The organism is Candidatus Zixiibacteriota bacterium (assembly GCA_035574315.1).
In the GTDB taxonomy this organism is placed as follows: Bacteria; Desulfobacterota; Binatia; order UBA9968; family UBA9968; genus DATLYW01.
This window is the reverse complement of sequence record DATLYW010000020.1, coordinates 1-12,802: the sequence shown is the minus strand read 5'-3', so window position 1 is coordinate 12,802 and position 12,802 is coordinate 1. Positions and strand designations below refer to the sequence as shown.

The 12,802-nt window shown below is 63.8% G+C and carries 11 protein-coding genes; 6 read left to right on the top strand and 5 right to left on the bottom strand.

Annotated elements, in window-relative coordinates:
- On the bottom strand, positions 1–226 hold a 226-nt coding region (locus VNN77_06150), incomplete at its 3' end, for a hypothetical protein (GenBank protein HXG50976.1).
- 654 nt (positions 227–880) lie between these two features.
- Entirely contained in the window at positions 881–2,431 is a 1,551-nt protein-coding gene (locus VNN77_06145; protein HXG50975.1) for an amidohydrolase, read from the bottom strand.
- 991 nt (positions 2,432–3,422) lie between these two features.
- On the opposite strand from VNN77_06145, the gene VNN77_06140 reads away from it, so the two are divergent.
- Positions 3,423–5,048, top strand: a complete 1,626-nt coding sequence (locus VNN77_06140) for a hypothetical protein (protein ID HXG50974.1) — start codon at positions 3,423–3,425, stop codon at positions 5,046–5,048.
- A 65-nt stretch (positions 5,049–5,113) separates the two neighbouring features.
- On the opposite strand, the gene VNN77_06135 is transcribed toward VNN77_06140, so the two are convergent.
- Together VNN77_06135 and VNN77_06130 are read right to left on the bottom strand one after the other, a co-directional pair.
- On the bottom strand, positions 5,114–6,391 hold the full coding sequence (locus tag VNN77_06135) for a TerC family protein (GenBank protein HXG50973.1): 1,278 nt from the start codon (positions 6,389–6,391) through the stop codon (positions 5,114–5,116).
- 519 nt (positions 6,392–6,910) lie between these two features.
- Complete coding sequence (locus tag VNN77_06130) at positions 6,911–8,368, bottom strand: lipase maturation factor family protein (protein HXG50972.1); 1,458 nt, start codon at positions 8,366–8,368, stop codon at positions 6,911–6,913.
- A gap of 181 nt (positions 8,369–8,549) precedes the next feature.
- Here VNN77_06130 and VNN77_06125 point away from each other — a divergent pair, with 181 nt between their 5' ends.
- On the top strand, positions 8,550–9,605 hold the full coding sequence (locus VNN77_06125) for a tripartite tricarboxylate transporter substrate-binding protein (GenBank protein ID HXG50971.1): 1,056 nt from the start codon (positions 8,550–8,552) through the stop codon (positions 9,603–9,605).
- Positions 9,606–9,627: 22 nt separating this feature from the next.
- Here the strand turns inward: VNN77_06125 and VNN77_06120 are convergent, their stop codons facing one another.
- Positions 9,628–10,155 (bottom strand): hypothetical protein, encoded by a 528-nt coding sequence (locus tag VNN77_06120; protein ID HXG50970.1) that lies wholly within the window; start codon positions 10,153–10,155, stop codon positions 9,628–9,630.
- A 261-nt stretch (positions 10,156–10,416) separates the two neighbouring features.
- On the opposite strand from VNN77_06120, the gene VNN77_06115 reads away from it, so the two are divergent.
- The 4 genes from VNN77_06115 to VNN77_06100 all read left to right on the top strand — a co-directional run.
- Positions 10,417–10,758 carry a DMT family protein gene (locus VNN77_06115; protein ID HXG50969.1) on the top strand — a complete coding sequence of 114 codons (342 nt, stop codon included), beginning with the start codon at positions 10,417–10,419 and terminating at the stop codon, positions 10,756–10,758.
- 223 nt (positions 10,759–10,981) lie between these two features.
- Entirely contained in the window at positions 10,982–11,791 is an 810-nt protein-coding gene (locus tag VNN77_06110; protein HXG50968.1) for an enoyl-CoA hydratase/isomerase family protein, read from the top strand.
- 52 nt (positions 11,792–11,843) lie between these two features.
- Complete coding sequence (locus VNN77_06105; protein HXG50967.1) at positions 11,844–12,434, top strand: hypothetical protein; 591 nt, start codon at positions 11,844–11,846, stop codon at positions 12,432–12,434.
- A gap of 187 nt (positions 12,435–12,621) precedes the next feature.
- A partial coding sequence (locus VNN77_06100; protein ID HXG50966.1) for a hypothetical protein occupies positions 12,622–12,802 on the top strand: 181 nt, incomplete at its 3' end.

Genomic DNA, 12,802 nt, shown 5'->3' with positions numbered 1-12,802 from the left:
CCAAAACCAAATCGGGAAACCGCTCCTCGATCAGCTCGTAGAGATACATCCAGTTTCCGGTGGCCTCCACCGCAATGCGGGTTTGGGCTCGCTGCCGAGAAAAGTAACCGCGAATGGTGTCCGGATCGTTGCGCAGGTTGAGCCGCTCCAGGATCCTTCCTTTCTCGTCCATCCGGGTGATGTACGAGGATTGTGAGTGCAGGTCGATTCCAATATACTCTGGCATGGCTACACCTCCTTGGGTTTTTGGGTTTGTGCGACTCTTTATGAGTCAGCACCCTGGCTTCGGATTTTATCCGAAGTGTGGTCCCTTCGAGGAGACCGACCTTGCCCTGACCCAACGGTGTAGCCTTTTTCATGTAATCAAGTCTTTTGTTGACAAGTCTTTTGTTGACAGCTTCGTCGGATGGCGTCCACCCTTTGCCGAAACTTCGCATCGGATTGCATCCCGGAGGCGACTCCATGACATGCCGACCCCAACGCTCCATAGCTCCCCGTCCCAAACCGCTCGGCTATCTCCTTCAGCCTCAGATCGCATAGCTCAGTCCAAGTCGTCGGCGAGGGATTGCAGATCCTCGCCGTGCTCCACTTCGCCCTGGAGAATCTGCAGCGCGATATTGTAGTAACCGGATCTTTCCCCTGTGTCGCCTCCAAAAGTTTCTTGTAGAGGCCGATGGCGCAGCGCTCGCCTTCGACGTTTTGCTTGAGAATGGTCTCGACGAGCGGGTCGTTTGGAGCTTCATAGCCGCAACTGAAGAAGAGAAATTGTCGAAATGGACATAGAACAGTTGTTGAAGCTGCACAATGTTACCGCGTTCGTCGGCGCAGTCATTGAGAGAATCCAGGGAGTGGTGGAACAAAGCGCGCCGACCTGAGGCGCTCATTGGAATCTCGCTTTCTTGCTCAAGTAGAACTTCCGCATCGCCGGGCGGTACTTTTCCATGATCTCCCTGTTCAGGTCGACCGGCGGCTTCGCGTCGGGAGGGAGCAACGAAAAATACTTCATGTCCTTCGTGTCCTCCGCGAATTGCTTCTTCGCCGCAGCCAGAAGCTCGGGCGACGTCAGCAGGTCGAGAGCCGAAGCGGCGAGAACCTTGGCCCCGACCACGGCGCCCTTGTGCGCGATCGACATCGTCGGAGTGATGCCGGCCGACCAGTGGTGCGCTTGAACGCCCGGCACCGCGGACGGGAACCTGAGCGTTCCCGTGGGCACGTTCCACGTGATGTCGCCGATGTCGTTCGAGGAGGAATTCTGACGTCGGGCCTGCAGGGGCGTGACCTTGGCGGGTAGACCCGCTTCCTTTCTTCCCAGCGATTTCTGCAGCTCCTTCGCGAACTTCACCTCGTCCTCGGTCCACTTCGGCATCCCCACCATTTCGATGTTTTTCTGGATCGCTTCGGCGATCGCCTTGTTGCCGAGCGTCGGCCACGCCGCGCCGAACGGCTCCCATTCCATGGTCGTGCCGGTCATCAGCGCGGCGCCGCGCGCGATGTTCACGAGCTTGTCGAAGTTCTCCTTGGCCCAGGGCCCCGTGGCGTCGCGAATGAACCACCAGATCTGCGCCGAGTCGGGGATGATGTTGGGCTGCACGCCGCCGTTGGTGATAGCCCGGTGGCCGCGGTAGGTCGGGCGAAGGTGCTCGCGCAGCTTGTCGAAGCCGATGTCCATCAGGACCGCGGCATCGACCGCGTCCTTGCCGTCCCAGGGGTTCACCCCGCCGTGCGCGGTCCGGCCCTTGAAGTTGAACTTGGCGCCGATCAACGCGTAGTTCTGCAGGCCGTAGCCGGTCGACAGACCGTCGCCGATGTGCGTTATGAGCGCTGCGTCGACATCCTTGAAATAGCCCGCGCGCACGAGGTACGGCCGGCTGATGAGCTGCTCCTCCGCGGGACCGAAGGAGACCGCGATCGTGCCGGGGATCTTGAACCGTTCCATCGTTTTCTTGACGGCGTGGGCGGCGCCGACTGCGACGGCGGCCATGACGTTGTGGCCCTCCATGTGGCCGGGAGCGCCCTCGACGAGCGGCTTGCGCGCGATCGAGCCCGGCGTTTGCGAGCCCTCGGGCAGGGCGTCGAAATCGGTGGCGATCACGATGTAAGGCTTGCCTGAGCCCCACGTGGCCCAGACGTTCGTCGGCATTCCGGCGCCCCCCAGCTCGACCTTGAAGCCGATGTCCTCCAGCGTCTCTTTGAGATATCTGGAGCTTTCGTGCTCCTGCATTCCGGGTTCACCGAAGTAGTACAGGACGTCGCTCACCGTGGCGATCTGTTCCGCGTTGTGCTCGACGGTCTCCAGAGCGAAACGCTTCGGATCGCTTTGAGAATCGGCCGCTGCGCCCGGCAGCGCCAGGGAGAGCACCAGGGCTACCGCCGTCGAAAGGGGAGCCGTCCGGGCGTGCTTTAGAGTGAAAATCCGGGAAAAGCTCTGCATCGAACTGCCTCCTCGCCTGGCTATGGACTACGGGACGGAAAATATTTGAAAAAAATCCGGGGAGCAAGCAGACGGCATGATGCCAGGCGAAGGGGCGCCGCCCTTCCGTTTGAGTTGGGGCCAGGGACCTGACCGAAGCACCGCGCCGGAGTCCTTGCCCGCGAGGGAGGCCCGGGGGCAGGCCGGCCTTGAATCCCTGGGGCACGAACCGGTAAACTCTGGCCGGGTCGGGGAGTCTAAGAAGCCATGAAGGTCCCCGTTCTTTTCGCGCCGTTGCTCGCGTTCTCGCTGTTTCTGCCCCCGGGGGACCTAAAGGCGCAGTCCTACGAGCCCGCAGGCGGGTACGTTTTGTTTTGGGACGGGGCTCGGTACCAATGGTACTGGGTCCAGTACGATCCGTATGCCGAGCTTCACGTGATGCACTATCAGCTCTATCTTCCGTCGCACCGGCCGTATCAGGTTTATCCGCCATGCTGCTATACCGTCGTTTTGCCGCCGCCGCATGGGAGCCGCACGGGGACTGCGGTGCCGCGATCGTCTCGCCCGCAACCAGCGGCGGCCGCTCCTCTTCCGCGCGCTACGAGCGCCCTGCCCGCGGCCGCTCCCCGGCGATAACGCCGGCAGAGGTCTGGGGGCTTCTTCGCGCCGGTGCCCTGGCGCGCTCCGGGCTTTCAATCATCCCGCGGTCTCGTGCGGCGTTTTGCCGGCACGGACGAGCCACGGAGGCCGCAGTGAACACGCAAACGAGCCTCCTTCCTGGCGCGGGCTGTGCAGCGACGTTGCGTCCGGCTCCAGCGCACCCCGTTGTTTTGCTGTCCTGTCGCCGATCAGGACGTTTCTTTACCACGGTCCAATGTCGCCCAGTTTCGATCACGCGTGACGCTTCGTGCGGGGCGAGGGGGCGATGAAACCGATTGCGATTGCACCGGCGAACTGACCGCTTCGGGCGCCTGGCTTGGAACCGGAAGCGGCTTACCGATGGAGGCAGGCGATGAAAAGGGCTCTTCTTGTAGTGCTGCGGCCGGCATCGCGCCGGTTTCTGCTGGGGGCCCTGGGAACCTGGTGCGTTCTCGGGCCCGTCGTCGTTCTTTACGGCACGGGATCGGCGGAAGCGTGGCTCATCGGAATCGCCGAGCTCGCGCTCGTGGCGTGTTACGCCGCGGTGCTGGTTCTTTGCCTGCGGGCCAGATGGGACGCGCTAAAAGCGATCGTGGCGGAAACCAGGCTCGCGATGTGCTCGATGATCGTCGGCCTGTTGGTCAACGAAATCACCGGGCTGTTCGTCGCGGTCAAGTACAAGCTGGCCGTCGTGTACGCGTTCGCCGGCTTCGTGATCGCCGAGCTGGTGAGGCCGAAAGGACTGAAATGGACTCTCGCCTCCCTCTTTCGGCAGCGCGGGGGCCGTCCGGACGCCGGGGACGGCGGCCAGGATCTCTCTTCCGGCTCGGAGGATGACCGATATCGGGAAAGCGGCCGGCCGGAATGGCGGAGATTGAGCGATGTCGTTGACGCCATCGAGAGGTGGTTCAGGACGAGCGAGAGCCGCCTGGAAGAAGCGGTCGCCCGCAGTGATGATGCGGCGCGCATGGGAGCGGCCGTGCAAAAGGAGCTGGGCGCCCTGAAGGAAGAGCTGGCCGAGAATCGCGCGGAGATCGCGTCGCTTCGCGCCGTCGCCGAGCAGGGAAAAGAGCTCGAGTCGCAGTACCGCGAGCTGCGATCCGAAGGGCAGCGCTTTCAGGAAGAGCTGGAGCGCCAGCGCGCTCGGCTGGCCGCGGGCGAGGACCGGCTGGAGGAATTCGCCCAGCGCCACCGGGACTTGTCGGAGCGCCTTCGGTTGCTCGAGATCGGGGCCGTGGAGCTGGAGCGTCGGTTGGAGCAAGACCGGGCTCGCGCGCTCCGGGCGGTGGAAGATCGGCTGGCCGATCTGGAACGGCGGCCATCGTTCTACAGCCAGGCCCTGGAATCGAGAATCGCCGAGCTGGAACGTGAGCTCTCGGGAGTGAAAAGCCGCCTCGACGAGATCGACGCCGCCCGGGAGCGCCTGCGCGAAAGCGGGCGAACCCTGCGGGCGACGGTCGAGGGAACCCGGCAACTCCGGGCGACAGCGGCTGGCCGGCAGGCGGCGCTTCCAGGTCCGGAGGCGATTGCGGGCGATCGCGAGGTGAGGGTAGCTCCGCGGCAGGGCAAGCGGGGTGGGAGGTGGCCCTCGCTCAGGCTCGTCTGGAGCGCGGGAACGGTCGCCGCGGCGATCGCGATCGCCGCGGGGATGGCCGTCACAAGAAGAGTGGAAACCAAACCCTCGAAGCCGAGAGCAACCGCGGTCGCGGCGAAAGAAACGACTGTCGAGCCGCCGGTCGTTGCCGCGGGACCCGTCGCGGCGCCGAAGGCCCGGAAGAAGCCGGCTCCGCAGGTGCGTGGAACATTCGAGACCGTTCGCCCCACGCAGGTTTACAGCGGTCCCAGCACGAGCTCGGCCTGGATCGCCGACATCGGCCCCGGAATGAAGGTTCACGTCGTGGGCTCGAGCTACGGCTGGCTGGAGATTCGCTCCAAGCACGGCCGCCCGCCCGGATTCATCCCGGGTGACGCGGCCGTCCGTGTTACCCGCAACGGTTAGTAGAGGTTCCCGGCGGTCAAAGCGCTGGAGGTAATCGAGCGCCTCGACCGCCGGATTCCCCATGTTCAATTCCGGCTTAATATATCGTCCGCCCCTCCCCGCACGGTATCTCTGGCTTCCCGGGCTGCGTCGATCGCCTCGCGGAACCGATCCTGCTGCAAGTAGGACCAGGCCCGCTCCAGCGTCTGCTCGGCTGCGCCTGTCCTGCTGCGCAGCGCTCCTCCGTAAATCCACTTCGCTTCGGCGATTTCCGATTCGGCCAGCCGAATCGCGGTCGCCGCCGCGTGCCACGAGGGACCGCTGCCGATCGACGCCCATTTGACCATGAACAGAGCGGCCGCCGCTGCGGCCAATGCCCCGCAAATCACAACCGGCCCACTTCCCGCGCGGGCCGGGGCAGAAAGCCGCCTTGCGGGCGCCGCGGGCCTTTCGGACGGCCGGGCGATGAGGGAAGCCGCGAACGCGAGCCCCAAGATGGACGCGACGACCCCGAGCGATACGACGATCGGAATTTCGTAGACGTCGACAATCACCATCTTGGTTCCGACGAAGCAAAGGACGAGGGACAATCCGATCTTCAAGTACCGGAACATCTCCAGGACGCCCGCCAGTAAGAAGTAGAGCGCACGCAGCCCCAGGATGGCGAACACGTTGGAGGTGTAAACGATGAACGGATCACGGGTAATGGCGAAAATCGCCGGAATGGAATCGACCGCGAAGACGACGTCGGTGGTTTCCACGACGACCAGAACCAGCAGCAGCGGGGTGGCCCAACAGCGGCCGTTTTTCCGGACGAAAAAGCGCTGGTCCTCGTACTCGGCCGTGATCGGCAGCAGCCGCCGCATCAGCCGGACCGCAGGGTTTCTCGCCGGCTCGATCTTGTGATCGCCTTGCGCCAGCATCTTGAGGCCGGTGATGATCAGGAAGCCGCCGAACACGTAAATCGTCCAGTGAAAGTTCTCCAGCAGTGAAGCGCCGGCGACGATGAAGATCGCCCGCATGATCAACGCGCCGACGATTCCCCAGAAAAGGATTCGGTGCTGATACTCGGCGGGAGTCGCGAAGTAATGAAAGATCATGAGGAAGACGAAGAGGTTGTCGACGCTCAACGATTTTTCAATCACGTAACCGGTGAAAAACTCCAGCGCAGGGTCGCGTCCCCAGAAAAGGTAAATTCCGACGTTGAACACCAGCGCCAGAGCGATCCACACCGCGCTCCAGAGCGCGGCTTCTCGCATCGAGACGACGTGGGCTTTGCGGTGAAAAACGCCGAGGTCGAGGGCGAGCATGCCCAACACAAAGATGTTGAAACCGGTCCACAGGAATATCCGTTCCCAATCCATAGACTTCTCCCTTTCGGTGCAAACCGAATGCGTTGGATCGGCGCATTGCCGATCCGGCAATCATCGCGGGGAGACGTCTAGATTCGGTAAACGGCGTGGAGGGTGTGCAGGCTTTCGCGCGGTGCGTGGAACGGAGGCGCGACGGCCGCCGGCCGCGCGTGCAGCTGCGCTGGGACGGCGCGGTACCTCAGGGACGTTGGCGCACGGCGATGGCGGATCTTGACCCGGCGTGGTTGCGAGGAAAGCTCCTCCGCTTCAGCCGTTTCGGAATCCGGCTCGGCGGCTTGGCTCGAGGCCGGCGATGATGCCTGGATCATTGCCTCGATGGGACCGCCCGCCAGGAATACCAGAGCCAGGATCCAGATCGCGAGCGCGCGCATGCCACCGCGAGCATGGCAGGCGCGCAAGGCAATGTCAAATCGGCCCGGTCCGGATCGCAATCGAGGTCAGCGGGTATCCCGGCTGCAGGGCCGAGGAGTCGCCGTTGCGTGATCCGCGGCCGAAGCGTGAACGCCCGAGCTATCTCCAGGACCGCAGATCGCGCAGCGACGTCGGCGGAAGGTAGACGCCGACGCGGCTTCGCCGCCACCAGCAGCCGGTTGCCCTGCGCTCGCGGGCGTCGGTGTAACGGTAGAGATAGAAGAGCGCGCGGACGAAAGTCGGGCGGCCGCGGGGAAAAGGGTTTCGCCTGAGCAGCTTCAGCGTCGCCGCGTCGGCTTCCAGCAGCTTTTCGACCAAGCGCATGAACCAGGGCTCGTGGCTGCGCACCCGGATGCCGCGGGGGCCGACGGCGACCGAGAAGGGCAAAAACCACATCAGCCAGTCCAGTCGCAGATGGTAGGGCGCGACCTGCGGCGGGAGCCGCCGCGGATCGCCGGGCTTGCCCGCGAACTCGTACTCCCGCCACCGGCTCTCGTCGTCGGGCGTCGGCGCGTCCGTCGCTTCGAGAACGATCTCGTAACGCTCCTTCGTGACGCTGCCGAAAGCGCCGTAGGTGTTCACCAGGTGATAACGGTTGTAGCTGTAGTTCATCAGTTGATTTCGGGAAAAGAGGTTCAATACGGGCCGGACACTGAGCAAGACGGTGGCGGCTGCGATCGCCCAGAGCAAGGCGTCGAAAGCGGCGGGGCGCGGTTCGGTCGGGGGAACCTCCAGCGGGAAAACAGCGGCGAGCGTCGAGTCGCAAAAAGCGGTAATGCCGAGCGTCGCCGTGAGCCAGTTGAGCCACGAGTAGTTGCCGCTCACGATCAGCCATAGCTGGTGAAAGATGATCAAGCCGCCAGCGAACGACGCGACCGGCTGAGGCGCGAACAGCCCGAAGGGCACGATCAGCTGGACGAAGTGGCTGGCGAGCACGGAGACGCGGTGGACCCATCGGGGAAGATGGTGAAAATACCAGCTGAGCGGATTCGGCAGAGGTTGGGTCTCGTAGTGGTAGAAAAGGCAGGTCAAGTCGCGCCAGCAGCGGTCGTGGCGCAGCTTGATCAAGCCCGCCCCGAGCTCGGTCCGGAAAAGCATCCAGCGAAGGATCAGAACCGGAACGATGGACGGCTCCAGCGTCGACGGCCCCATGAACGCGGCGAAAAATCCCGCCTCGAGGAGCATGGTCTCCCAACCGAAGCCGTAGAAGGGTTGTCCCACGTTGACGATCGAGAGATAGAGAAACCAGAGAGCGATCCACACAGCCGTCGAAAGCCACACCGGACCGCGGTCCGGCAAGCCCAGGACCAACACCCCGGCTAGCGCCAAACCGGTCCAACCGACCGCGTCGACGAGCCGGTCGGAATAGCGCCAGTGGAACAGGCTGGGAGCCTCGGCGAAGCGCCGATAGGCCAGAAATTCTGGCACGGGCTGGAGGCCGTTCGCCCCCAAAAGAGGTTTGAACTGGCGCAGGACGACGGCAAAGGCGATCATGTAGATCGCCGCCAGGGCCCGCTGCACGACCCAGCGCACGATCCAGACGTCTTCGAACGTCATAGGCTCGACGTCCTCCGGCCGCCGGTCCCTTGCCTTACCCCGTCGATTGGACTCGGCCATGTCCCCGGCCGGTTCCGTTGCCCGTCGGCCGGCAACGGCGGCCGGACCGCCGTTCGGTCTTTTCAATTACCAAAAAAAAATAGTAAGGTAAGCGCGTCATCAATCGAGGAGGCAAGCCAGTATGAGCAACAGCTCCGCCGTTCTTCGGACCCTCGTGCTTCTTACTTTCCTCGCGGGCGCGCTGCCGCCGGCCGCTCTCAGGGCGCAGGGCGAGCCCTTCTACAAGGGGAAGAGCATCCGGGTCGTCGTCGGCTTCACGCCGGGAGGATTCTACGATCGGTGGGCCCGCCTAGTCGCGCGTCACATCGGCAAGCACATTCCGGGGAACCCGGAGATCATCGTCCAGAACATGCCCGGCGCCGGGTCGGTGATCGCAACCAATTACGTCTACGCCGTCGCCAAGCCCGACGGTCTGACGCTCGGGATGCCGAGCGCCAACATCTACATGGACCAGCTGACGGGCCGCGGCGAAGTCAAGTTCGACGTGCGCAGGTTCAACTGGATCGGAACCCAGGACAAAAGACACCTGGTTTTTTACATCCGATCCGACACGCAGTACAAGTCGGTGGGCGACCTGATGAAGGCGAAGGAGCCGCCCAAGTGCGGGGAGACCGGCACCACCAGCTCCGGTTATCTGTTGACTAAAATCATCGACGAGGTGCTGGGGGCGAAGCTAAGCACGGTGCTGGGCTACCCGGGCGGCGCCGAGGTCGACCTCGCGGTCGAGAAGGGTGAGGTCGTCTGCCGGGGGATGAGCATCGATCCCTACTTCGGTCGAGAGCCGTTCATCAGCTGGGGAAAAAAGGGATTCGTGCGGTTGCTGGTGCAGACCGGAAGCAAGCGCGACCCGCGGGCGCCCGACGTTCCCACGATCTACGAGCTGATGGACCAGTACAAGGTCCCTGACATCAACCGGCGCGTCGTGCGGCTGATCCTTGCGGGCGCGGAATTCGGCAGCCCGTTTTTTGCCGCTCCGGGAACGCCGGCCGACCGGGTGAAGATCCTCCGTGAGGCGCACGCGAAGACCATGAAGGACCCCGACCTGATCGGCGAGGCCAAGAAGAGCAAAATGGACATGGATCCGTCGACGGGCGAGGAGCTGCAGGAGCTGACCAGGGAAGTGATGGCCCAGCCGCGCGAGGTGATCGAGCGGGCGAGGAAGATCACCGGTATGTGACGCGGCCGGCGCCGGCCCGGCGTCAGGGCCATATCGACAGCGCGGGGTGGCGATGCCAGAAGTACAGCCCCATCGCGCTCGCCGCCAGGAGATTCCCCAGCAAAACGGCGGGCCACACCAGCGCATGGAGCACCGGCTCGGCGAAGATCAGGCCGGCGACGACAAAGCCGAACTCGAAGATCACGAAGAACAACAGCACGCCAAAGCCGAAGTTGACGTTGCGTTCCGCGAGCGAGAGCAGTTTCGCGGCCACTCCACCGATGACGCAAAAGACCAGGCCGTGAACCCAGGTGTACATGAGCACCATCTCGAGCGAGACGGGCAGGGACGGCAGCTGCTCCATTGGAACGCCGCGGCGAAAAAGCGCGCTCCCGAGAATGCTCGGCGTGAAGAACGGCCGCCCCGCAATCGCGTCGAGAACGAAGAACCAGATCGCAATCGCCGCCGCGCCGAGAATGCCGGCGTTGATTCCCTCGGCGTAGATGCGGGAGGCTTCGGAAGACCGGGAGGGGGCGGCGGCCGCGCTAACGGTGCTTGACTGGACCGCCATAAAAGCTCCTTTCCGGGGCCCGGAAGGCCCGGTTCAGTGCCCTGCGGTGATCGCCGATTTTCCTCTCGAGCCGAAAGTTAGCACTCCCTGTCGTGGAGATCAACGGACTCCTCGAGCTTTCGTCCTTCATCCGGGAAATCCCCGCCGCCCGGTCGCCCCGGGGTCCCTGGCAAAGATCAGCCCGCGATTCCGGAGATGACCGCCGGCCGGTCTTCCGCTATCCTGAAACGAGTCTACGAATATCCGGGAGCGACGTCCGACATGTCCGTCATCGTGCAAACCGCGCTGCTCTTGATCTGCTCCAACGTTTTCATGACGTTCGCCTGGTACGCGCATCTACGCGAGCTGCAAGCCAAGCCCTGGTATCTGGCCGCCCTCGCAAGCTGGAGCGTCGCGTTCTTCGAGTACCTGCTGCAGGTGCCGGGGAACCGGATCGGCTACACGCACCTGACTCTACCTCAACTCAAGGTCCTGCAGGAAGTCATTGCTCTGGCCGTTTTCGTCCCTTTTTCCGTCTTTTACATGAAACAGCCGGTGAAGCTTGATTTCCTGTGGGCCGGCCTGTGCCTGCTCGGGGCGGTCTACTTCGTCTTTCGCTCCTAGTAGTCGAGGTCCGGCGGTGCTCGCGCGATGACACCGGTTCGTCCGCGCAAGCCGAGCGGCCCCATGCGCGGCAGGCAGGGCCACTGCGTTGATATCGAGCCGGATTGGAAACAGAGCCGCGTCGAGGCCGACGTTCCTTGCAAACTCGCCGCCCGCAGGGTTACTATAGGGCCCGTTTTCGCCGCGGCGATGCGCGGCTCTGCGATTTTCTCCGCAAGGAAAGATGAAGACCGTTCTGCAGGAAATCGATGAAAGCGCGGGTACGGCGTGGCTTACGCTCAACCGGCCGGAAAAGAAAAATGCGCTCAGCAGCGCCCTCATGGCCGAGTTGATCTCGATCCTGAAGGAGATCGCCGACAACCGCCGGATCAAATGCGTGGTGACCACGGGCGCGGGGGATTCGTATTCCTCCGGCCTCGATCTCTACGATCTCCGCGAGAGCTGGAAGCGGCGACGAAGCTGGGACCGAGCGGGATCCACGTACGAGATCGTTCGATTGCTCCGGGCCCTTCCGCAGGTGACCGTCGCCGCGGTCCGAGGCTGGTGCCTCGGCGGGGGGCTCGCGCTGGTCAACGGCCACGATCTCGCGGTCGCCGCGGAATCCGCGAGGTTCGGGATGCCGGAGATCATTCGCGGCAGCTACGGCGCCGTGGCGACGTCGTCGTTGTTCCACAGCGGCGTTCCGTTCAAGAAGGCTTTTTACATTCAACTCACCGGCCGGAACCTCACCGCCGCGGAAGCCGAGCGCGTCGGGCTGGTTTCGCTGGTCGTTCCCGACGACCGGCTGGTCTCGACCGTAAAGGAGCTGGCGGGAGAAATCGGCACTCGCGACGCGGTGGCGCTGGAGAGCGCCAAGATCGCCGCCTACCTCGAAAAGGACCTGGATTTCGCAACCGCTCTGAACATCGACGATCTGGTTTCCCATCGCATGCGCTACTACACCAACCCCCTGAGCGACGTCGAGGGCTATCTCCAATCCCAAAAGGGCGGGGGATCGACGGCCTACCGGAAGCCGCCGGACCGCGGGAAGTGACGCGGTCCGGCGGCGTTTCTCTGACGTGCACGCACGACGCGTAGCCTGGGCTTTGACGATTGCCGCCGGCGTGGTTTTCGCCGTCGCCGCGGTTCGCTGGAACGCCGCGAGCGAGCGCGTCGCTCAGGAGCGCCGCGAGCTACGGCATGTCGCGCGAGTGGAGTTCGATCTCTCGCGGGCCGACGGCGTGAAGACGACAGAGTACACGCCTCGGCGCCCGGGAATGTACGCGATCGCCCTGGAGACCCGCGGGCTCGATTGGGAGCCGCGCGCGACAGCGACGTTCGCCGGGGCGTTCGAAGTGGAGGTCGTCGATCCCGGCGGAAGGTCCGTCGCGCGAAAGCGGTTTCAGAACCTCTACCATACCAACGAAAGCCACCCGCACTGGATCGGCCTGGACACGATCACGATTGAATCCGCGGGCACAGGCGCGTGGCAAGTCCGCGTCGCCACGGTGCAGCCCGATCCCAATTTCGTCCGGACGGCGTCGGCGCTTTTGCTGAATCCGCCGGCGAGGTTCGACACCGGCTGGGCGGCCCTGGGCAACTTCTTGGAGTTGGCCATCGCCTCGATCCTCGGGCTCCTCCTGCTGATCGCCGGCGCCGTCGCGTTCTACGTCGCGCGGCGCAAGGAACGGCGATGAACGGTCGGGCCGCGCTTGCGGAGACGCGCGACCGCGACGCTGCAACGGTCAAGGAAAATTTGACCGATCGTAAAATAGTTCAAGATTGACATAGTCTCGTGCTGGTCCTAAGAGTGAGTGGTCGCCGGCACGGGTTTCCTGTCATGCGGTTGGCGAAGCAGACAGAGTTCTCCTACGCCGTGAAGCCATGAAAACCAGATTGGCCGAACAGAACAGAAGAAAGAGGGTTACGCTGGCGGACATCCCGCGGGTGGGGCGGGGGACGCCGGCGGGGGAGTGGTTTCGGCGTTACTGGGTGGTGGTGGGGACGGTGCGGGATTTGCGCGATATTCCGCAGGCGGTGCGGGTGTTGGGGGAGGAGCTGGTGT